Origin of the sequence: Rothia sp. HMSC069C10 (assembly GCF_001812205.1) — a bacterium.
Lineage (GTDB): Bacteria > Actinomycetota > Actinomycetes > Actinomycetales > Micrococcaceae > Rothia > Rothia mucilaginosa.
Window position 1 is genome coordinate 15,962 of sequence record NZ_KV808282.1, and the last position, 21,213, is coordinate 37,174.

Consider the following 21,213-nt stretch of genomic DNA (forward strand, 5'->3'; position numbering starts at 1 on the left):
TCTGACGAGCGGAAACCATCCCATATTCTATATTCAGCATATATTGGTTTTTACTCTGAAAGACCCTTAGAGCGGCGGTACTCCTCCAGTTGCTCAGCATTAATCACCTCAAGCTGTTCAGTGAGCGGAGCACCAGGGGCCCAGCCCTCATTAGCAACGGCACGGTCCTCCTGCTTACCAAAAGTGAAGAGACGCGGGCGAGGCACACGCAGCTCAGCCGGGGTAGTCGGCAGCTGCCAATTCTTCATATGGGAGAGCACACCAAACACCAGACACAAGAAAATAGACAGTGCCATCGCAAGGTTCGGGCGGTGGAGCAGGCCCGTCACGAGGGCGGTCTCGGTGGCACCCACAAACGCGACTGTCGCATACAGGGAGTTACCGCCAAAAATCGCCGGAATGCGGTTGACCATAATGTCACGGATAACGCCGCCACCGACCGCGGTGGTCACACCCAGTGCAATAGCGGGCAGCCAGTGCAGGCCCAAGTTCAGGGACTTAATGGTGCCGGTTGCCGCCCACGCACCCATACCGATGAAGTCAATGATGAGCATGGTTCGGGTCGCCCAGCGGGCACTCAAATCGATGCTGTACGCAAGGATGGAAGAAACGATAGCACCCACCCAGTAGCCGCCGTCGGTGAGTGCCACGGGCAGTCCGGAGTTCAGTAGGATGTCGCGAATCATACCGCCGCCCATGCCGCAGGCGACCGCAAGCAGTAGGAAGCCCACAATGTCGAATCGGAAGGCGCGCGCCACAGCACCGCCGAGCAGGCCGTTAGCGACAACGGCGGCAATGTCGACGATGCGGAATACCTGGTTCGGGTCAAAGAGCTCGTGCATGGGCGTTCTCCTGCGTACGTGATGCGTGTCTGGGTGCCGGTAGGGGAAGTGTACGCAACGGGGGGTCGGGTGACGACGTTATCACTGCATCCGGCTCTGTTTGCCTGTGCGCGTACCTGAATTGGCACCGATTTATTGTAGACCCGCCGCCGCCTCTGCTCCTAGTTGAAAGGTGCTCATGACGAGCTCTGAGACGTAACGGAGAAGCTTGTGGGCGCGCTAAAAGATGGGCGTAGAATGAGTGAATCTCCACCCCCAATGCTCTGTCATGATTGTTTTTGCGCTGGGTTCTTTCCAGTACGGTAGCGGCATCATTTCTTCGCTACTGTTGGCGTTGAGCCCCCTGAATGCGGTGGAGTCCATGGCGGTCATGATGTTTGCCGGTGCGGCGCTGTCGGCGCTCATGGTGTGGCTACCCTCCCGTAAGCTGAGCGCTCGCTAAGCTGGAGCTAGACGAATACTAGAGGCATGTGGCCCGGTCGTTTGATAGACCGGGCCACATCGCAAATCGTTATCTGCGTAAGGTGAAAGGAGCCGCCGTGACGGTATCGCGTGACGAAGTTTTCGAAATCCTGCGGGGCGTGGTGCCCCGCCTGGAGGAGGCGCTTCCCAGCTGGTCGGTGCGCCCCAACATCACGGGTACCGGCGCGGTGGGGCTCTACCTGGACGGCCCCGCAATCTACCGGGACGGCGAGCCTCTGGCCGGCGTGAACGCCGAGGGTGAGCCGGTCGTTCGGCACCTGTGCGGTACGATTCAGACCGCCGACCGCGGCCTGCCGCAGGAGCTCGGGCAGGTGCGCTACCAGTACATTCTGGGCGTGAGCGTGGCGGAGCACGAGAGCGAGTACCCCGAACTGACCGACCTGGCGAGCATGGGGGAGCCGAGCTGGGTTCCTGCACTGAGGGCCCTGGAGGCGCTGGTGGAGTCCGAGGGCCGCGAGGCGCTGTTCATCAGCCGCGGCGGGTACGTGCCGGGTCGCCGCGCCCTGGGTAAGCGCCGTGTGGCGCTGCGGCGCGAGTTCTTCCCCGGTAAGCCCTGGCTGGGTTTGGGCACGATTGACTGGTGTGCGGGCGTGCGCTCGACCCCGGTGTACGCCGAGGATCTGGTGGCTCTGGTGGCCGCGGCGACGCACCTGGCGAGCGGCTGGGATGCCGCCCTGCGAGCGGACTCGGCGACCAGCTGAAACAAAAGTAGCTAAAACAAAGCGGCGCATCCGACCCGCAAAGGGGTGGACGCGCCGCTTGTTTCAAGCTCTAACGCTTAGTGGGTTTAGCCCAGTGCCTCAGCTAGCCTGAACGGGTCGAGCCGTATGAGATATTGCCTTATCGATAGCATGCAAGGGTGATGCATCCTGCTGCCTCTACGGGGGCGTAACCGTAGCGTTTGTAGAGCGCAACGGCGTGTTCAGTACCGACGTCGGTAGTAATGAGTCGCTGTCGAATGTCTTCTCGGTCAAAGTCCTCAATGACACGCTTTAGAAGCGCAGAACCAACGCCCTGTCGTTGGGCGTGCGGATGCACTAGGAGGTCCTGAATGTAGGCGATAGAATGTCCATCCCCGACGGCGCGGACTAGCCCGACGAGCCGTCCCGTTCCGTCCGTGGTTGCCTCTCGTGCGGTGTAGAGATACCGCGATCCTTCCACCATCGGGACGAGACGTTCGGGTGTTTTGGTATAGGCACTCCAGCCCACAGAATCGTAAAGCTCAGTAAGTTCTTCCACGCTGGGAAGGGGGCTGGTGGAGTCCAAAATACAGTACCGCATACAGGCATTGTATAGCGCCAAATTGGGGGAGTTTAGAAACTGCTACCCAACACGTTGCTGGGCTTGAGAACATAGAGGAAGCGGCGCATCCGACCCGTAAAGGGGTGGATGCGCCGCTTCTGTGTAAGCTCTAACGCTTAGTGGGTTTAGCCCAGTGCCTCAGCCAGCTGAATGCCCTGTGCCACGCCACCGAGGGTTGCAGCAATACGGATCAGGTCGTTGACCTGCTCCTTGGTTGCGCCCTCTTCGCGCAGGGTGTGCTCGTGAGCCTCAACGCAGTGGGAGCAGCCGTTGACTGCGGACACTGCCAGAGCGAACATCTCGAAGTCCAGCTTCTCAATGCCGCCGTTCTTGCCGATGATCTGCATACGCAGGTTTGCGCGCTGGTCATCGTATGCACCGTTCAGGAAGCCACGGGTGCGGTAGAAGATGTTGTTCATGCCCATGATGGATGCAGCACCCAGAGCAGCCTCGTAAGCGGTGTCGCTCAGGTGCTCCTTAGCCTCTGCAGCAATCTCAACAACAACAGAGTCAACCTTGGTTGCTGCTGCGGTTGCGAGGATCGCGCCCCAAAGCTGCTGCTCGGTGAGAGAGCTAATGCGGGGCAGGGAGGACAGGTTGAGGTTCATGTCCTTCGCGTAGGAAGGCAGAGCCGAACGCAGGTTATCGATGCTCATGGATTACTTCATCTCCTTGAATGCGTCGATGGTTGCTGCACCCTTCTTCCAGTTGCATGCGCACAGCTCGTCGGACTGCAGCGCGTCCAGCTGGCGGAGTACCTCGTCGGTGTTACGGCCGACGGAGTCAGCGGTAATGGAGACCGACTGGATGGTGTTGTGGGGGTCGATGATGAAGGTTGCGCGGTCTGCAACGCCGTCCTTGTTCAGGATGCCCAGCGCTGCGGTCAGTTCGCGCTTGAGGTCGGATGCCATGACGATGGGCAGGTCCAGGAGCTCTTCGTGGGAGCGGCGCCATGCGTAGTGGGTGTACTCGTTGTCAACGGAAACACCGATCACCTGGGTGTCGCGTGCCTCGAACTCGTCAGCGAGCTTGCCGAATGCAGCAATCTCGGTGGGGCAAACGAAGGTGAAGTCCTTCGGCCAGAAGAAGACGACGCGCCAGGTGTCTTCGTCCAGACCCTCGGAGGAGACGGTGGTGAAGTAGTCTTCGGGCTTGGTTGCTTCGATGTCAGCCAGCTTACCGGGGACAACGCCGGTGAGCTCGTATGCGGGGAACTGGTCGCCGATGGTCAGAACTGCCATAGTGTTCTTCTTTCTGCTTTGTGCCGCGCGGATTCGTTGCGCGGCGCTTGTTCTAAGTGGTGCCCATTGGGCGGGCTCGATAACTATTTTATTATGAATAATTCATAATAATCAAGTGATGTTGGATTAAAACCCGAAGGTTTAACTATGATATGCATCACTGAACATTCCGAGGTGTTCAAAAAGCTCTTCCCCGCACAAATCTCCACGTGCAAATTTCCATGCGCAAATCCCACCTACAAACCCCAGGGGTTAAGCTCGAATCATGACCCCCGAACACAGCGACTTCTCAGAACACAGTGACTTCTCAGAACACAGCGAATATGTAGAGCCCAACCAGCCCGAACTCATTACCGAACGCCTCACCCTGCGCCACCTGCGCGAGGCGGATATCCCCGACATCGTAGAATCCTGCCGTGACGAAGAAACCCTCCGCTACACCCGTATTCCGCTGAACTACACGCGCGCGGACGCCGAGGACTACCTGCTCACCACCGCCCGCCAGATTGCCGCCGGGCAGATTCAGCGCTGGGCGATTGACGCCTCCGGCGTGTTTGCCGGGACCATTGAATTGCGCCTGCCCGAGGGCACCCCCGAAAGCCCCGGAACCCGCGCCGAACTGGGCTATTATGCCGCCCCGAAAGTGCGCGGAAAGGGCTACATGACCGAGGCGCTACGAGCCGTCCTCGGCTACGCTTTCGACCCGCTCGGGCTGGGTCTTGATACCGTCCGCTGGACCGCCCTGGCGGGTAACGAACCCTCCGAACGAGTCGCGGTTAAAGCGGGTTTCACCGGCATCTATGACGATATTGACCCGAACTCCGGCCGCCCCGATGAGAACGGTCACCCGGTCCAGCATCGGGTGCGCCGCGCCGATATGACCCGCGCGCAATTTGCGGCGCTCTGGGCAAACTAGGCTCTGGAGCTCACTAGGCTCGGAGCCTATCTAGCTACCGAATGCCGAAGCCGCGGAACGAGCCGCTCGGCTCCTCCCACTCGACGAGCACCTCATCAACCCGCCCGGCGGTGTCGTCACCGCGCAGCACATCCACCAGGCGAGCGCAGGAGGCGGCAGTACCTTCCGCAACGACTTTCACACGCCCGTCGTCGAGGTTTTCGGCGTAGCCGGTCAGGCCCATGGGCTTGGCGGTTCCGGCGCACCACCAGCGGAAACCCACACCCTGCACTTTGCCGCTGACGAAAGCGACGAGGCGGATTTCGGCGGGTTCTGCTGGGGTGCGGTCGGTGAAGAAATCAAAGAAACCCATGGGTCCTCCCGGGGTCATCTCATTGAGGGTGGTCTGATGGGGGTGAGCGCCGGAGGTGGCGCTCTAATACCTTCTATAGCTTCAGTCTAGAGGGTTCGGCGTTCCTGTCGCCTGGTTGCCGCGCGCACACGCCGTGAAGAGCTGAATAAGGGTAAAGCAACCGAAGCCGCGGCCTGAAAAGGAGTAACATTAGGGGCATTCACTCAGCGGCAATGCTGAACGCACAGACAATCTATCCGCATACAACCTATCCCCTGGAGGATCATTGAGTTCACGCCCTAAAAAAGCGCCTCTCGTCGGTAACCCGGCGAAGGCACCGTACAAGCCCTGGCCTGCTCTCTGGTCCCTGGTTGTTGGCTTCTTCATGATTCTGGTGGACGGCAATATTGTCACCATCGCCCTGCCGCACATGCTGCAGGATTTGGATGCGTCGCTGTCGGCGGGCATGTGGGTGACGAGCGCCTACCTGCTGGCGTATGCGGTGCCGCTGCTCATTACCGGCCGTATGGGTGACCGCTTCGGTCAGAAGAACCTGTACATGATCGGTATGGCTATTTTTACGCTTGCTTCCTTGTGGTGTGGTCTGGCACCGAACGTTGAATCGCTGATTACTGCCCGCGTGGTGCAGGGCCTGGGTGCGTCGCTGATGACCCCGCAGACCATGTCTCTGATTACGCTGATGTTCCCGCCGAATGCGCGCGGTGTTGCGATGAGTATTTGGGGTGCGACTGCGGGTGTCGCCTCGCTGGTTGGCCCGATTCTGGGTGGCGTGCTGGTGGATACCCTCAGCTGGGGCTGGATTTTCTTTATCAACATTCCGGTTGGCCTGGTCGGTCTGTTCTTGGCGTGGCGTAACGTGCCGGTGTTTGAGCAGAAGAAGCACAGCTTCGACTGGCTGGGTGTGGTCCTGTCGGCGGTCGGACTGTTCCTGCTGGTCTTCGGCATTCAGGAAGGCGCCACCTACAACTGGGGCATCATGACCGATTCGTTCCTGGGTACCGGTATTGCGGTGAGCGTGTGGGGCCTGATTATTGCCGGCATTCTGGTGCTGGGCCTGTTTATTGGTTGGCAGGCGGTGAACCGCAAGGAGCCGCTGGTGCCGTTGAGCCTGTTCAGTGACCGTAACTTCTCGGTGTCGAATGTGGCCATCGCGGCAATGGGCGTGGTTGCTATCAGTATGGCGTTCCCGCTGACCCTGTACCTGCAGCAGGTGGAGGGTCTGGACCCGACTCAGGCTGCGCTGATGACCGCCCCGATGGCGCTGTTCTCGGGCGCATTGGCGCCGGTGGTGGGTGCGCGTCTGAACCGTAACGACCCGAAGTGGATTGCGGTAATTGGTTTTACGCTGATGGTTGTTGGTTTTGCTCTGCTCCGCCCGACGATGGTTGCGGAAGGCAACCTGTGGCTGATGGTTGGTCCGATGATTATTCTGGGTGCGGCGAACTCCTGCATTTGGGGTCCGCTGTCGGTGTCTGCGACCCGTAACCTGCCGCCTGAGCGTGCCGGTGCCGGTTCGGGCGTGTACAACGAGACCCGCCAGATGGCGTCGGTGCTGGGTTCGGCTGCGATTACGACGATTATGGCTTCTGCGATTACCTCGCACCTGTCCGCGTTGGGTCCGGCTGCCGCAGCGGGCGGTGGCTCTCACGACGGTGCTGCTGGAGGCGTGCTTCCGCAGATTCTACGTGAACCCTACGCGGTGGCAATGGCTGATTCCATGATGCTACCCCTGGTCGCCGCGGCGGTGGGCGCCGTCGTGTGCCTGTTCTATGCCTCCATGAAGACCTCCGAGGCGAAGGCTGCCGCGCAGAACGCTGGGGTGGAGACCACCAAGTAGAAGGCTTATCAAAACGTTTTACGTCATATTCGGTGCATAAACCTGAGATATGGTGCTATACCGGAGAAAATCTATATGCACTCTGTGTATGATGAAGCGGGTTATTGTTGCCCTGAGGTGTTGAAACCTCGTGAGAGCGCAATAACCCGCTGTAGAAGGACATCTTCGTGGAGATGGATTACATGCCGGGCCTGCTCGCCAGCGAGGATGAGCTGGACCGTATCACCGAATCTTTCGCCCAGCTTCCCCTGCGCAACCCCAACGGCACCACCGGCATTAACATTCACCTGGAGAAAGAGAGATGGCTAAAATCCCCACCTTGAGTTTGGTATTTTTGCCATTGTCTTCCTTGATTTGTTCAAGATCTTGAGCCAAAATCCTCACTTCCTCTTTCTAAAATCTAGTTTTTAAAAAAATAGGCTATCTACCAGAAGTAGATAGCCTATTTTTTATGAGATGCTTGGGTGCTTACGCTTTCAATTTGTCAAACTTTGCTTTGACATTCGCCTTGAATTCTTCAAGCTTAGCCTTGCGTTCGGCTTTACGTTCAGCCTTCATCTGTGCACGCGCCTGGTTGTAGAGGTCTTCTTGGACTTGCAGAGCTGCTTCGATTTCGGCTACGACGGTTGCTACATCCCAACGCACGATTTGGGTGTCGTACTTGGTGAAGTAAGCATCGATGACTGCTTCGTTGTCTTCTTGCACCAAGGCAACAACGGCTGTTTCACCGTTAGTCAATTTTTGAGAAACAACGTCAATCAGGCCAGCTTCTGCCGTATCAACGGTAGCACCAGCAACCAAACCATTGAGGCTACCAATACCATAACCAAACAAGACGCCGATAGGACCACCCAAAAGCCCGATAACTGCACCGAGCAAGCCACCTTTTAGGGTTGCATCCGTCGTTGAATCTTCAAAATCATAGCGTTCTTTTTCAACGATATGACCGTTTTCATTTTTGACCAGGGCGATTTGAGCAACCTTGGTCGTCTGAGTTTGGCGGAAAGCCTTCAAATCTGCAAAGGACTGATAAGCTTCGCTTTCGGTGTTAAAGACTGAAATTACTAGGTTTTCCATAGTTGGTACCTCGTTCCTAAAGACTATATATACATTGTAATACAGTTCTCTTTTTTTGGGAACTACTTTTTGCGACAATTTACCTCGGCGGCAGCCGGTAGGCTGAGTCCTAAAGCAGAGAGGGGCCCGGCATCCAGTATGGATGCCGGGCCCCTCTCTGCTTGCTGTGGCGTTAGCGGCTGATGGTTGCCGAAGCGCGCAAACCAGCCAGGTCCTGGAAGGTGTACTCGCCGCCTTCGGTCAGCTGCATTGCGACGTTACCGCTGGTGATCTGAGCGGTGGTGGTCAGGGTGTAGCTGGAGGTCACCTCGGTGAAGTACACCGGAACCAGCGAAGCCAGCACCTGTGCGTAGCTCACGCCGTCCTTCGCGGTGGCTTCCAGGTAGTCGGAGGTGCGGATGTCCAGTACGCCGGTCCAGACGTTGTCCTCGATGGTCGGCTCGTAGAACTTCGCAGTGTATGCGATGCCGTTGAACGCCGCCACGGCGGGGTTGTTGGTCTTCACGCCGCCCTCGCTCTTAGCGAGTGCCGGGATTTCAACGTCGTTATCGACGTCCCACAGCAGCGGGTCGGTGACATCCGCGGCGGTGGGGAAAGTGAACTCGAAGGTCACCTGCAGGTGCGCATGAGGGTACAGCCAGGAGCTACCCTGGAACTCGCCCTTGGAGTTGATGGGTGCAGAAATCCACAGGCCCGCACCACCGTACAGGCCTGCACCGACGCTACCGCCGGGGGTGAAAGTGCCGCCGCCGCGGCTCTGCGGGGTGGTGGAGGTTGCGGTGATGTTGGGTACCTGCACGGTGTAGGAATCCAGGCCGTAGCGGGTATCAAAGTCGTTGGCGGGGTTCGAGTTGAACGCCTGAGTGAAGACACCGAACCTCATGGTCGGGGTCTCCTGCGCATCGGTGGACGCCGCGTAGGCGGGTACCGCCGCTGCGGTTGCGATGACGGGGGTGCTCCATGCGGCACCCTTGATGAGTGCGCGGCGGTTCAGACCGTTAGTGGTGTTCGAGGAAGAAGTCATAGAATCTCTCTTGTTGTGAAGAATGTGGTGATGCGTGTGAGTTGAATTACTGATACTCTAATGTAATTCAGATCATCTTCAAAATTATCTCAACTTTTACCTTAATGTATGAACATTACGGTACCCAGCTCACCTAACGCGTGAAACGGGAGCATCATGGAAACCGAGGAGAACGTCCTCCCGGAAAACTCCACAGAAACACCACCGGTCACCACACACTTAAGGAACACAACATGGCATTTATGAAGAGCGCACGCGTCACGCTTGCCTCCCTCGCAGTGCTCTGCCTGGGCACTATCGCAGCCCCCGCAGCAAACGCCTACAGCCCCGATATTGACGGCGACGGCATCCCCAACACCTGGGAGATGAAGGGCTATGACGCCGACGGCGACGGCAAAATCGATGTCGACTTCCCCGCACTGGGCGCAGACCCCAAGCACAAGGACATCTTCGTCGAGATGGACTACATGGCGGGCCTGCTGCCCAGCGAAGATGAACTGGACCGCATCACCAAGATTTACGCCGACCTGCCCCTGCGCAACCCCAACGGTACCCACGGCGTGAACATCCACCTGGACGCAGGTGACGCCCGCAGCGCCAAGTACAACCTGGGCGGCGGCAACGAAATCAGCTACCAGGCACTCGACAGCGAGTTCAAGGCACTCCACCGCATCAAGGCGACCGAAGGTAAGTTCAACCCCGCCCGCGAAGGCACCTTCCACTACGTCATCTGGGGCGATTACTACGACAACAGCACCTCCTCCGGCATTGCTAACTTCGGCGGCCGCAACCTCATGGTCACCGTCGGCCCGCACTTCTGGGGCAAGGCAACCAGCGACATCCGCGTGGCAGTGTTCGTGCACGAGCTCGGCCACAACCTCGCCCTGAGCCACGGCGGCTGGGACGAAATCAACTACAAGCCCAACTACTACAGCGTCATGAACTACCAGTACACCCTCACCGGCGTGCCCATGGCTGACGGTAGCCGCTACTTCGGCTACTCCACCGCCGAGTACCGCATGCTCAACGAGGCGAAGCTGTACGAGGCGCGCGGCTTCGGTCCTCGCGCGGCTGGCTTCCTGTACAAGGGCAAGCCCGCCAACCAGCCGATTGACTTCAACGGCAACGGCAAGATTGATACCGAGCCGGTGTCCGTGGACCTCAACGGTGACGGCATGATCACGAACCTGGGCGCCGCAAACGATATGAAGATGATCCGCTTCCAGGCGACCGAAAACCCGGAGAAGGACAAGGGCCCCGAGCACATTGAGCCGAGCGGCATTACCGCTGAACACGCTCGTTCGCTGGGCCTGATTAAGTAGGCTGGCTGGGCGGCGCAACGCCGATAAAGAGCCTTGTCGGCTCTATAAAATGAAAAGGTGCGGATACCGAATCAGCATTCGGTATCCGCACCTTTACTCTATGCAGCTTTCAGCTCAGCGCTCAGCTCAGCAGCAGAGCCTAGAGGGCCTAGCTCACGCGGCCGGTATCCACCAGCACCTGCGCGATGTGGCCCAGCGCCTCCTCATTCTGCAGCGAAGAAACATCGCCCAAAGAACGGCCCTGGTACAGCTCACCGAGCAGACGGCGAGTAATCTTACCCGAACGGGTCTTCGGGATATCGGCAACCGCCACAACATCCTTCGGCTTAGCAATCGGGCCGATGTGCTCACGCACGTGTGCGGTCAGCGCCGCCTTCAGCTCATCCTCAGTCAGGTCCTTACCCTCATCGGTGAGCGTCACGTAGGCGACCGCCTGGTGACCGGTCAGCTCATCCTCCACGGGGCAGACACCAGCCTCAACCACAGCCGGGTGAGTCACCAGTGCTGACTCAATCTCAATCGTGGACAGACGGTGCCCCGAAATGTTAATCACGTCATCAATACGGCCGAGGATGTACACGTTACCCTCTTCGTCTTCCTTCGCGCCGTCGCCGGCCAGGAACCAGCCGCGCTCGCCGTAGTGGCGCCAGTAGGAATCCAGGAAACGCTGCGGGTTCTGCCACACGGTACGAGCCATCGAGGGGCCAATCTTATCGACCACGATGAAGCCCTGCTTGCCAGGTTCGACCGGGTCGCCGTGCTCATCCACCACGCGGGTGGACACGCCGGGAACGGCGCGGGTAGCGCAACCGGGCAGGGGAGTGCAGTGCGGGGTGCCCTCCGGGTAGGTGCCCTCGGGTGCGAATGCCGGGTCGTGCGGGCGCGGGGAGCATACGGTCGAACCGGTCTCGGACTGCCACCAGGTGTCGATGAACGCCGCGGTGCCGCCGCCCACGTGCTCGCGCAGCCAGCGCCACGCCTCCGGGTTAATGGATTCACCCACCGAGCCGAGCAGGCGCACGGTCGAGAAATCGTACTTGCCGGGCTCCGGGCCGTTCGGGAACGCACCCATGAGGGAACGAATCAGGGTCGGGGCGGTGTAGTAGTTGGTCACGCCGTAGCGTTCGATAACCTCAAAGTGGCGGCCGTAGTGCGGGGTGTTCGGGGTGCCCTCGTAAATCACCTCGGACACACCGTTGACCAGCGGGCCGTAAATTTCGTAGGTGTGCGCGGTAACCCACGCCAGGTCGGCGGTGCACCAGTGAACGGTGGACTCAACCTTTTCCGGGTCGTTGACCGCCGACAGCTCGTCCGGGCGCAGCACACCGTTCTCGTCCACGTAATCCGGCAGCAGATCGTACAGCAGCGCGTGAGTGTACGCGGTCTGCACCAGGTAGCCGCCCATCGTGTGCACCAGGCCCTTGGGCTTACCGGTCGTGCCGGAGGTGTAAATAATGAACAGCGGATCCTCTGCGTCATGCAGTTCGTAGGCGTGGGTGTCCGGCTGGTCGTCAACCAGGTCGTGGTACCAGACGTCGCGGCCCTCAGTCCACGGCACAGCGGCGTGCGCTACCGGGTCGGAGGCGCTGGTGCGGTCCACCACGATAACATGCTCAATGTTGTTCTCACCGGAGCATGCTTCGTCGGCGTTCACCTTCACGGGAACGACCTTGCCGCGGCGGTTCTGACCGTCGGTGGTGATGAGAACCTTCGCGCCGGTGTCTTCCACACGGAACTTCAGCGCCTCAGCGGAGAAACCACCGAAGACGAGGGAATGGATCGCGCCAATACGCGCGCAGGCGAGAGTGAAAATAATGGTTTCGGGGATGACGGGCAGGTAGATGACCACACGGTCACCCTTGCGCACGCCCAGGGACAGCAGACCGTTCGCTGCCTTCGCGATGCGGCGCTGCAATTCGGAGTAGGTGATGGCCTCACGGTCGCCGGGCTCACCCTCGAAGTAGAGGGCGACCTTGTCGCCGCGGCCCGCCTCCACGTGGCGGTCTACGCAGTTGTAGGCGACGTTGAGCTTACCGCCCTCGAACCACTTAATTTCGGGGATCGTGAACTGTTCGATGCCTTCCTCATCGAAGCCGAGGGACTTCGGCTTCTCGAAGCGGTGCGCGGTGTGCCAGGGCTCAGCCCAGGTGAGGCGCTGCGCCTGCTTCTCCCAGAACGCGACGCGTGCCTCGTCAGATTCGAGGGCGGGGTTCGGGGTGGGGTTCAGCGGGTCGGTGAACGAGTAGGGGGTGGGCAGTCCCATTATTCTCCCATCGGTTGCTGGCATTAGCACCCTTGCTTGCCGTGCCGCTGTCTGTGTGACCGTGGGGTCTGTGTGTGCGTTGGCGAGGGGGTTGCTGCGACGTCACGGAGCCAGGTCTCTCGGTCGCTCTGGATGGTTTGCCTTCTTAGTAAAGCGCGCTCCGGGCCAGGAAGCAAAGGGGACCGTCATATTCGGCATGGTGAGTACCGGTTCGTAATATTCCGAAATATTTAAAGACCCCGCCCCGCGCTCACTGCTGTGGGGCGCGGGGCGGGGTTCATCATCATCATTCAGTAGGCGACAGGTTTCCCCGCCGACTTCTTTCTCCGGCGCGTAGCGATGATCAGCTCACCTTCGGGGAGCAGCCACGCGGCGGACATCTCTCCTAAAACTCAGCGCGTGCTGAGTGTTGCGTTTAGCTGTGGTGCTAATTGCTGGTGGCGTTAGTTGCTGGGGTACTTCGCCTTCACCCAGCGCTCGAAAACACCCACCAGCGCGTCGGTAATCTTACCGAGCACCGCCAGCGCCACAATAGCCAGCAGCAGGCGGTCGGTGCGGCCGTTGTTCTGTGAGTCGGTCAGCAGGTAGCCCAGACCCATGGACGCACCCAGCAGCTCGGCGGCGACCAGGAACAGCCACGCCTGAGCCAGCGCCAGACGCAGACCCGAAACCACCGACGGCAGAACCGCGGGAAGCTGAACCGTGGTGAACAGACGCAGACCCTTCAGGCCGAAGGCGCGTGCCGCCTCCACGAGCTTCGGGTCAACGTGCGCCAGAGCCGCAGAAACCGTGGTGTACACCGGGAAGAATGCACCAATAGCAACCAGGGTCACCTTGGAATTCTCACCGATACCGATCCACAGCAGAAGCAGCGGAACCCACGCCAGGGACGGCACGGCACGCAGCGCACCAATGGTCGGTGCGGCAATCAGACGCACCGGCGCAGACAAGCCAATCAGCGCACCCAGCACCAGGCCGAGCACGGCACCAATACCGAAACCAATCAGCACACGCTGAGTAGAAATCGCCACGTGGCGGCCCAATTCGCCGCGCTGCGCCAGCTCAACACCGGCGCTGACCACACGGTCGGGGGAGGGCAGCTGAACCTGGGTGAACACGCCGTTCGTGCTCAGAATGTACCAGAGGGCAATCAGTGCCAGGGGAAGAATCAGGCCCAGGTACTGCTTACCGGCGAACGGGTTCGACGGCAGCTTCACGGAAGAGGCACGCTTCTCAGCACGCTCAGCGCGAGCGCTGGAGGCGGCGGTAACCGTTGCGGCGGTCATTACTTCTCAACCACCTTTGCGATCTTCTCGACGGCTGCGCTGTCAGCCTTCTTCGCGAACTGGTCGTCCACAATGCTGTTCAGCGCCTTGTCCACGTCGGACTGGGAGGGAACGTCGCCGGACTCCACCAGAATCGGGCCGACACCCTTGAGAACCTCAACCTGCTTAGCGCCCGGAACCGGGTCGATATCCAGGTGGGTGCGTTCCATGACGACCTGGGCGGTCTCGTGCTTAATGCCGGACTCCTCCTCGACAATCTTCACAGCCTCTTCGGGGTTCTTCTTAGCCCAGGCGCGAGCGTACTCGTACACGTCCACGATGGTCTGTGCGGCGGTCGGGTTGGACTGAATGAACTTCTCGGTCGCGTTCAGGAAGCCGTAGGTGTTGAAGTTCAGGTTGCGGTAGAAGAGCACGTCGCCGCTTTCCACCTCGGCGGCAGCCATGATCGGGTCCAGGCCGCTCCACGCGTTGACCTGACCGTTATCCAAGGCGGTGCGGCCGTCGGCATGCTGCAGGTTCTGAATGGTCAGGTCCGAAGCGGAAATACCCTCCTGCTTGAGTGCCTGCAGCAGCAGGAAGTACGGGTCGGTACCCTTGGTCACGGCAACGGTCTTACCCTTCAGGTCCGCAACCTTGGTGATGCCCGAATCCTTGCGGGTCACCAGAGCCGACCATTCCGGCTGCGAGTAGAGGCTAATGACCTTGATGGGGGAGCCATTAGCGCGTGCCAGCAGCGCCGCCGAACCGGCGGTCGAGCCAACATCAATATTGCCGCTACGCAGCGCCTCATTCGCCTTGTTCGAACCGGCCGACTTGACCCACTCAACCTTCTTACCCTCGGCGGCGAGGGCGGTCTCAAGCCAACCCTTCTTGCGGATAATCAGGGACAGCGGGTTGTAGGTCGCGTAGTCAATGGTCACGGTGTTCTGATTGCCACCACCGGCAGCACCGGAGGCGTTAGCGGAACCGGAACCTTCACCGGCGCAGGCGCTGAGCAGAGTAGCAAAAGCGGCGGCTGCAGCAAGGGACTTGAGGGCGGTACGGCGAGACGGGGAGTAAGTCATGATGAAATCTTTTCGCTTCTGAAGATGATGATGTGATGTGTGAGAAATGCGTTTCGTGGCGGCTTTAGGCGTTATCTTCCACGCCGAGCTCAGCCAACAGTTCGCTACGCAGCGCCGTGATCTCTGCATCGGCGCGGTCACGGGGGTGAGAACGGTCAACGGTCACAATGCGCTGGATGGTGGCGGGCGCCTCCGGGGTGTCCTTACCGAGGACGATCACCCGGTCAGAGAGGTACAGCGCCTCTTCCACATCGTGGGTGACCAGCAGAATCGTGGTCGGGTCTTGACGGTGCACGTCCAACAGCAAATCCTGCATGTTGATGCGGGTCAGCGCGTCCAGAGCACCGAAGGGCTCGTCGAGCAGCAGCACGCCGGGGTTGCGTGCGAGCGCTCGCGCCAGGGACACGCGCTGAGCCATACCGCCTGAAATTTCCTTGGGACGGTGGGTTGCGTATTCGCCCAGGCCGACCAGGTCGAGCAGGCGCGCTACGGATGCTGCGCCTTCAGATTTTTTGGTGCCCTGCGGTAGTCCGAGAGCCACGTTGTCGGCGACGGTGCGCCAGGGGAGCAGGCGCGGTTCCTGAAAGCCGATAGCTACGCGGGGGTCGAGGCCGGTCACTGCCTTCTCGCCGATACGCACGGTACCTGCGGTGATGCGGTTCAGGCCTGCTGCTGCACGCAGGAGAGTGGATTTGCCGCATCCGGAGGAGCCGATGACGGAGATAATCTCGCCGGGGGCTGCGGTGAAGGAGACTCCGCGAAGAACTTCGTGGGTTCCGCCGGGCACGGGGAAAGATTGTCCGACGCCTTCAAAGCTCAAGGGGACGGCGGCGGTGGATACGGCACGGCGGCCGTTCTTTTCACTGGTGGGTACGTCAGTTACTGCACTGTTGAGTGTCATGTCACTTCCATCGTTCCTGGCGTTAGCACCGGGGGCGGAAGAATCCGTGCCGGTTGCTGCGACGTCGTGGAGCCAGGTCTCTCAGTCGCTCTGGATGGTTTGCTTCTCCCACCCTATGGGCTGTGGCGTGCCTCAATCAACCCGGCGGGCGCGTATGAATTTCTATGACCGTATATTTCGCATTTATCACGAAATATTTCGGTTCCACGTCACAAAAAGATTTTTTCGTCACAAACGTGACCTCCCTCCCGTGCGCCCCGTACACTCAAACCACGAGATCATGAGTCCCGGCGCTAAGCTCTGGCTAGCCGGGCGGCAACCCTCTCCCGTAGCGGGGTGCCCCAGATGATGATCTGGCCTCAACGTTACGAGGCAAGTACGGCGCGAACGCGCCACCTGCACGAAGGCCACCACCGAACGCAGAAGGCAAGAAGGAGGCGGCGCGCGGGGTGCAGGGCACTAACCCGATCGTCCCCGATCATTCGCGAAAGGAAAATCGATGGCTGAGCAGAAGAAGCGCATCGTAGTTAACGCATTCGAAATGACCTGCATTGGTCACCAGAGCTTCGACCTCTGGCGTCACCCGCGCTCCCGCGCAACCGAGTACAACACCATCAAGTACTGGACTGACCTGGCTAAGACCCTTGAGCGCGGCCTGTTTGACGCCGTGTTCATCGCTGACGTGGTCGGCATCTACGACGTGTACAAGAACTCTGCCGCTCCCGCCATTGAGGGTGCCGCTCAGGTTCCCGTGAACGATCCCGCAACCCAGATTTCTGCAATGGCTGCAGTGACCGAGCACCTCGGCTTCGGCGTGACTGCTGCCGCTACTTTCGAGCAGCCCTACACCCTGGCTCGCCGCTACGCCTCCCTCGACCACCTCACCGAGGGCCGCGTCGGCTTCAACGTTGTGACCTCTTACCTGCCTTCGGCTGCTGAGAACCAGGGCCTGCCCACCCAGATCCCGCACGACGAGCGCTACGAAATCGCCGACGAGTTCCTGGACGTCTGCTACAAGCTGTGGGAAGGCTCCTGGGAAGACGGCGCAGTCATCAAGGATCGCGAGCGCGGCATCTACGCTGACCCCTCCAAGGTCCACCCGATTGGCCACAAGGGCAAGTACTTCTCCGTGCCCGGCATCTCCCTGACCGAGCCGAGCCCGCAGCGCACCCCCGTGATCTTCCAGGCTGGCGCATCCAGCCGCGGTCAGAAGTTCTCCGGTAAGCACGCTGAGGCTGTGTTCATCAGCGCCCTGCGCCCGGACCTGACCCGCGTTGTGACCGACCGTATTCGCGCCGCTGCCGAGGAGCAGGGCCGTAGCCGCGACGACGTCAAGATCCTCGCAATGCTCTCCGTCATCGTGGATGAGACCGAGGAGAAGGCAAAGGCAAAGTACGAGGAGTACAAGAAGTACGTGAACCTCGACTCTGCACAGGCTATTGTCGGCGGATGGTCCGGTGTTGACCTGTCCCAGTTCGACGAGGACGAGGTCCTGAACTACGTGCAGACCGAGTCGATTCAGTCCTTCCTGACCCCCTTCACCCTGCAGGCGAAGGACAAGAAGTGGACCCGCAAGGACATCGCTGAGCACACCACCCTCGGCGGCATGGGCGAGGTCATTGTTGGTGACCCGGTTCAGGTTGCTGACGAGCTGGAGCGTTGGATCGACGAGGGTGGCCTGGACGGCATCAACCTGGCTTACCACGTCTCCCCGGGTTCGTTCGAGGACTTCATCGAGTACGTTGTTCCCGAGCTGCAGAAGCGCGGCCGCTACCGCACCGAGTACGAAGGCAACACCCTGCGTGAGAACATCTTCGGTAAGGGCCACACCAAGGTTGCTGACTCCCACCCGGCTGCTAAGTACCGCGGCGCATACGTGGGCAAGCCTTCGGCTGCTGACACCCCGGCTCGCGCAATCGCTGAATAAGCGTTGCCGCTGAAGCGTACCGTGTAGGTTCGCTCAAACTTAACGATTGAAAACAAGAACGCCCGTTCTGCTGGAGGATTTGTACCCCCGGCAGGGCGGGCGTTTCTTTGCGCTGTGCTTTCTTGATGCGGGCTTTCTTGAAGCGGCGCGTTCTTTATACTGGTTGGCATGACTGAACTGAACCAGGTTGAACTTAACCACGATGACCGCTGCCCCTGCTCGAGCGGCGAGGTGTACGGCGCCTGCTGCGGCAGGTTCCTGGGCGAGTTTGCCGCCTCCGGCACGCTGACTGCTCCCGCGCCGGAGCAGCTGATGCGCTCGCGTTTTACCGCGTTTGCGACAGGGGATGCGGCGTACCTGCTGGCGAGCTGGCATCCGAGTACTCGCCCGCCCGCCTTGGAGTTGGAGGATGATATCCGCTGGTATCGCCTGGATATTCTGGGTGCTTCGGGTGGCCCGTTTGATGCGTCCGGTACGGTGGAGTTCGTTGCGTATTACCGTTCGGTGCCGGGTGTTCCTGCGGAGGAGCGGGTGAAGGGCAGCATGCATGAGCTGTCGCGCTTTGAGAAGGTGGGCGGCGCCTGGTTCTACGTGGATGGAGACGTCCGCTAAGTCTCGTCACTTTCCTTGCCTCTCGTACATGCTGAGTGCGGGTGGGCAGATAAAGAAATGGCAGAATCATTCCGAAACCGGAACGATTCTGCCATTCTTTGTTGACGCCTCTCCATGAGGCTAACTATCGGGGCTAGCGGACTTAGCTAGTCCAGCCGTTAATGATGCCCATACCGAAGTAGATCACGAACACCGCGGACACCAGGTACATCAGCCAGTGCACGTCCTTACCGCGGCCCTGCACCAGGCGAATGAAAGTGTACGCCACGAAGCCGGCACCAATACCGTTCGCAATCGAGTACGACAGCGGCATGAAAATAATGGTCAGGAACGCCGGAATACCCAGACCCCAGTCGGTCCAGTCAATATTCACGGCCTGGCGGATCATCAGGAAGCCGACCACGACCAGCGCCGGAGCAACCGCCTCGAAAGGAACGATGGTGACCAGCGGCGAAATGAAAATCGCCAGCAGGAACAGCACACCGGTCACAATGTTCGCAAAGCCGGTGCGTGCACCCGCACCAATACCGGTAGCGGATTCCACGAAAATCTGGTTCGCCGAACCGGACGCTCCACCACCGACAACGGAACCGAAAGCGTCCACGAGCAGGACCTTGTCGATGTCCTCAACCTTGCCGTCCTTCATGGTGCCAGCCTCGGCGGCAAGACCCACCGAAACGCCCATCGCGTCGAAGAACACGGACAGCAGAATGGTGAACACCAGCAGCGAAGCAGCCAGCGGACCGATGTGGGTGAATGCGCCGAACAGGTCAGCGGAACCGATGAGGGAGAAGTTCGGGGTGGTGAACTTCATGTCCGCCAGGGAAGGCACGTTCAGGGACCAGCCGGTCGCCGCCTCCTTCACGGAACCGGAGGGGACAACCGCCTCCAGAATCAGGGACAGCGCAGTGGAGGCAAGCACGCCCCACAGGATCGCACCCTTCACGTTACGGATGAACAGGGCGATGGTGAAGAACAGGCCGAAGAGGAAGACGAGGGTGGGCCAGCCGAGCAGGTGACCGCCCGCGCCGAGGGTCACCGGAACGGTGGTGCCAGCTGCGTCGGGCATGCGGCGGATAATACCGGAGTCGACCAGACCGATAAAGGAAATGAAGAAGCCAATACCGACCACGATTGCGGTCTTGAGCGACTCGGGGACCGCTTCAAACACCGCGGTGCGGAAGCCGGTCAGCACCAGAACGGTCATGATCAGACCGGCAAGAACGACCAGGCCCATGATGTCTACCCAGGTCAGGTTCGGGGTGGTGGCAATGGTGGATGCGAGCAGCGCATTCACGCCCAGGCCAGCCGCCATGGCGAAGGGTTGCTTGGCGATAACACCCATGAGGATGGTCATCACGCCGGCAACCAGCGCGGTCACAGCCGCGACGGGTGCGATACCGAGGGTGCGTTCGGATGCGTCCTTGCCGAGGCCGATGACGAGGGGGTTCAGCACCACGATGTAGCTCATGGCGAAGAATGCGGCGAGGCCGCCGCGGAATTCTGCGGCGATGGAGGAGCCGCGTTCGGAAATCTTGAAGTAGCGGTCGAGTGCGCTGGTGGGCGCTGCCGCCTTCTGGGGTTCAGACATGTGAGGATCCGTTGATGTTGTTCGGTGTGTACTGTTGCGCCGCCGGTTTCGCAGGTAAAGCTCGCGGGCTAGGCTCATAACCGGGCGCCACAATGGTTCAACCATTGTAGGCGCCGCCTCCTAGCTTGTGCCGTTGAAACGCGTTGTGTGCGGCGGTTCAGTCGGTGATGTGGTGTTTCCCCGGCCCCTGCAACCAGAATTGGGTAGTTGGGGTAGAGGGAAGAATAGCGCAGGGCGGGGTACCGGCAACCCGAAGGTGCCGATACCCCGCCCTGATGGTGCCCGCGCCTCCACGTGGGAGGGTGAGGCACCCGATGTATTTAGTGCATCCAGCCGGTAATCAGGCCGTTAGCGAAGAAGATGAGGAATACTGCGGAAACCACGTACATGAGCCAGTGCACGTCCTTGCCGCGACCCTGCACCAGGCGGATGAAGACGTAGGAGATGAAGCCTGCGCCGATACCGTCCGCGATGGAGTAGGAGAGGGGCATGAAGATGATGGTCATGAATGCGGGGATACCCAGACCCCAGTCGTTCCAGTCAATGTTCACTGCCTGGCGGATCATCAGGAAGCCAACGAACACCATTGCGGGTGCAACAGCTTCGAAGGGCACGACGGTAACCAGCGGGGACAGGAAGATTGCGACGAGGAACAGTGCGCCGGTGACGATGTTCGCGAAGCCGGTGCGTGCGCCCGCGCCGATACCGGTTGCGGATTCCACAAAGATCTGGCTTGCGGAGGAGGAGGTGCCACCGCCGGCTACGGAGCCGAGGGCGTCCACGAGCAGGACCTTGTCGACGTTCTCAATCTGGCCGTCCTTGATGGTGCCTGCTTCGGTTGCGAGACCGACGGAGGTGCCCATTGCGTCGAAGAACGCGGAGATGAGGATGGTGAAGATCAGCAGAACTGCAGCCATGCCGCCGAGGGTGCCGAAGGCGCCAAACAGGTCAGCGGAGCCGAACAGGGAGAAGTCGGGCAGCTTGCTGGTGTTGGAGTCCCAGACGGGGACGTTCAGAGACCAGCCGGTGGGGGACTGAAGCGAGCTGCCGGAGGGCACGACCTTCTCCAGGATGATGGAGAGGGCGGTGGAGGCGAGCACGCCGTAGAGGATTGCACCCTTCACGTTGCGGATGAACAGCGCAATGGTGAGGAACAGGCCGAAGAGGAAGACG

At 60.1% G+C, this 21,213-nt stretch carries 19 protein-coding genes, 2 pseudogenes and 2 riboswitches; of the genes and pseudogenes, 8 read left to right on the top strand and 13 right to left on the bottom strand.

Features of this window, described 5'->3' with window-relative positions:
- Window positions 1–50 precede the first annotated feature (50 nt).
- Window positions 51–842 (bottom strand): trimeric intracellular cation channel family protein, encoded by a 792-nt coding sequence (locus HMPREF2842_RS00075; RefSeq protein WP_070641772.1) that lies wholly within the window; start codon window positions 840–842, stop codon window positions 51–53.
- A 268-nt stretch (window positions 843–1,110) separates the two neighbouring features.
- Between HMPREF2842_RS00075 and HMPREF2842_RS09240 the strand changes: the two genes are divergently transcribed.
- On the top strand, window positions 1,111–1,284 hold the full coding sequence (locus HMPREF2842_RS09240; RefSeq protein ID WP_005509188.1) for a hypothetical protein: 174 nt from the start codon (window positions 1,111–1,113) through the stop codon (window positions 1,282–1,284).
- 97 nt (window positions 1,285–1,381) lie between these two features.
- On the top strand, window positions 1,382–2,026 hold the full coding sequence (locus tag HMPREF2842_RS00080) for an L-alanine-DL-glutamate epimerase (protein ID WP_070641773.1): 645 nt from the start codon (window positions 1,382–1,384) through the stop codon (window positions 2,024–2,026).
- A gap of 139 nt (window positions 2,027–2,165) precedes the next feature.
- On the opposite strand, the gene HMPREF2842_RS00085 is transcribed toward HMPREF2842_RS00080, so the two are convergent.
- The 3 genes from HMPREF2842_RS00085 to HMPREF2842_RS00095 all read right to left on the bottom strand — a co-directional run bounded on the left by HMPREF2842_RS00085 (window position 2,166) and on the right by HMPREF2842_RS00095 (window position 3,868).
- Entirely contained in the window at window positions 2,166–2,606 is a 441-nt protein-coding gene (locus HMPREF2842_RS00085; protein ID WP_070641774.1) for a GNAT family N-acetyltransferase, read from the bottom strand.
- 146 nt (window positions 2,607–2,752) lie between these two features.
- The gene (locus HMPREF2842_RS00090; RefSeq protein ID WP_005507263.1) at window positions 2,753–3,283 is read right to left on the bottom strand and encodes an alkylhydroperoxidase, AhpD family; all 531 of its coding nucleotides are present in this window, start codon (window positions 3,281–3,283) and stop codon (window positions 2,753–2,755) included.
- Window positions 3,284–3,286: 3 nt separating this feature from the next.
- A complete protein-coding gene (locus HMPREF2842_RS00095; protein ID WP_049346562.1) occupies window positions 3,287–3,868 on the bottom strand; it encodes a peroxiredoxin in 582 nt (193 codons plus the stop codon).
- Between the two features lie 265 nt (window positions 3,869–4,133).
- Here HMPREF2842_RS00095 and HMPREF2842_RS00100 point away from each other — a divergent pair, with 265 nt between their 5' ends.
- Window positions 4,134–4,784 (top strand): GNAT family N-acetyltransferase, encoded by a 651-nt coding sequence (locus HMPREF2842_RS00100; protein ID WP_070641776.1) that lies wholly within the window; start codon window positions 4,134–4,136, stop codon window positions 4,782–4,784.
- A 34-nt stretch (window positions 4,785–4,818) separates the two neighbouring features.
- On the opposite strand, the gene HMPREF2842_RS00105 is transcribed toward HMPREF2842_RS00100, so the two are convergent.
- Window positions 4,819–5,136, bottom strand: a complete 318-nt coding sequence (locus HMPREF2842_RS00105) for an acylphosphatase (RefSeq protein WP_049327397.1) — start codon at window positions 5,134–5,136, stop codon at window positions 4,819–4,821.
- A gap of 265 nt (window positions 5,137–5,401) precedes the next feature.
- Between HMPREF2842_RS00105 and HMPREF2842_RS00110 the strand changes: the two genes are divergently transcribed.
- The gene (locus HMPREF2842_RS00110) at window positions 5,402–6,973 is read left to right on the top strand and encodes a DHA2 family efflux MFS transporter permease subunit (protein WP_070641779.1); all 1,572 of its coding nucleotides are present in this window, start codon (window positions 5,402–5,404) and stop codon (window positions 6,971–6,973) included.
- 155 nt (window positions 6,974–7,128) lie between these two features.
- Window positions 7,129–7,266: pseudogene (locus HMPREF2842_RS00115) on the top strand (C4-dicarboxylate ABC transporter substrate-binding protein); the annotation flags it as partial.
- A gap of 175 nt (window positions 7,267–7,441) precedes the next feature.
- Here HMPREF2842_RS00115 and HMPREF2842_RS00120 read toward each other — a convergent pair.
- Window positions 7,442–8,050, bottom strand: a complete 609-nt coding sequence (locus HMPREF2842_RS00120; RefSeq protein WP_044150839.1) for a DUF1269 domain-containing protein — start codon at window positions 8,048–8,050, stop codon at window positions 7,442–7,444.
- 172 nt (window positions 8,051–8,222) lie between these two features.
- Window positions 8,223–9,074: a transcriptional initiation protein Tat gene (locus tag HMPREF2842_RS00125; RefSeq protein WP_070641781.1), complete on the bottom strand. Its 852-nt coding sequence runs from the start codon at window positions 9,072–9,074 to the stop codon at window positions 8,223–8,225.
- 233 nt (window positions 9,075–9,307) lie between these two features.
- Between HMPREF2842_RS00125 and HMPREF2842_RS00130 the strand changes: the two genes are divergently transcribed.
- Window positions 9,308–10,396: a C4-dicarboxylate ABC transporter substrate-binding protein gene (locus HMPREF2842_RS00130; protein ID WP_070641782.1), complete on the top strand. Its 1,089-nt coding sequence runs from the start codon at window positions 9,308–9,310 to the stop codon at window positions 10,394–10,396.
- 148 nt (window positions 10,397–10,544) lie between these two features.
- Here the strand turns inward: HMPREF2842_RS00130 and HMPREF2842_RS00135 are convergent, their stop codons facing one another.
- The 4 genes from HMPREF2842_RS00135 to HMPREF2842_RS00150 form a co-directional block, all read right to left on the bottom strand.
- Window positions 10,545–12,659: an AMP-binding protein gene (locus HMPREF2842_RS00135; protein ID WP_070641784.1), complete on the bottom strand. Its 2,115-nt coding sequence runs from the start codon at window positions 12,657–12,659 to the stop codon at window positions 10,545–10,547.
- A 443-nt stretch (window positions 12,660–13,102) separates the two neighbouring features.
- Complete coding sequence (locus HMPREF2842_RS00140; protein WP_012904248.1) at window positions 13,103–13,945, bottom strand: ABC transporter permease; 843 nt, start codon at window positions 13,943–13,945, stop codon at window positions 13,103–13,105.
- Window positions 13,945–15,009, bottom strand: coding sequence for an aliphatic sulfonate ABC transporter substrate-binding protein (locus tag HMPREF2842_RS00145; RefSeq protein ID WP_044150835.1), 1,065 nt, complete (start codon window positions 15,007–15,009; stop codon window positions 13,945–13,947). The genes HMPREF2842_RS00140 and HMPREF2842_RS00145 overlap by 1 nt, the downstream gene beginning before the upstream one ends.
- A gap of 64 nt (window positions 15,010–15,073) precedes the next feature.
- Window positions 15,074–15,910: an ABC transporter ATP-binding protein gene (locus tag HMPREF2842_RS00150; RefSeq protein WP_012904246.1), complete on the bottom strand. Its 837-nt coding sequence runs from the start codon at window positions 15,908–15,910 to the stop codon at window positions 15,074–15,076.
- Between the two features lie 4 nt (window positions 15,911–15,914).
- Window positions 15,915–16,011, bottom strand: a riboswitch (SAM riboswitch).
- 175 nt (window positions 16,012–16,186) lie between these two features.
- Window positions 16,187–16,295, top strand: a riboswitch (SAM riboswitch).
- A 114-nt stretch (window positions 16,296–16,409) separates the two neighbouring features.
- Between HMPREF2842_RS00150 and HMPREF2842_RS00155 the strand changes: the two genes are divergently transcribed.
- Together HMPREF2842_RS00155 and HMPREF2842_RS00160 are read left to right on the top strand one after the other, a co-directional pair.
- Window positions 16,410–17,837, top strand: a complete 1,428-nt coding sequence (locus tag HMPREF2842_RS00155) for an LLM class flavin-dependent oxidoreductase (RefSeq protein WP_012904245.1) — start codon at window positions 16,410–16,412, stop codon at window positions 17,835–17,837.
- Window positions 17,838–18,005: 168 nt separating this feature from the next.
- Entirely contained in the window at window positions 18,006–18,449 is a 444-nt protein-coding gene (locus HMPREF2842_RS00160) for a YchJ family protein (protein ID WP_012904244.1), read from the top strand.
- A 142-nt stretch (window positions 18,450–18,591) separates the two neighbouring features.
- On the opposite strand, the gene HMPREF2842_RS00165 is transcribed toward HMPREF2842_RS00160, so the two are convergent.
- Together HMPREF2842_RS00165 and HMPREF2842_RS00170 are read right to left on the bottom strand one after the other, a co-directional pair.
- The gene (locus tag HMPREF2842_RS00165) at window positions 18,592–20,040 is read right to left on the bottom strand and encodes an NCS2 family permease (RefSeq protein WP_070641785.1); all 1,449 of its coding nucleotides are present in this window, start codon (window positions 20,038–20,040) and stop codon (window positions 18,592–18,594) included.
- A gap of 320 nt (window positions 20,041–20,360) precedes the next feature.
- Window positions 20,361–21,213, bottom strand: a pseudogene (locus tag HMPREF2842_RS00170) (NCS2 family permease); the annotation flags it as partial.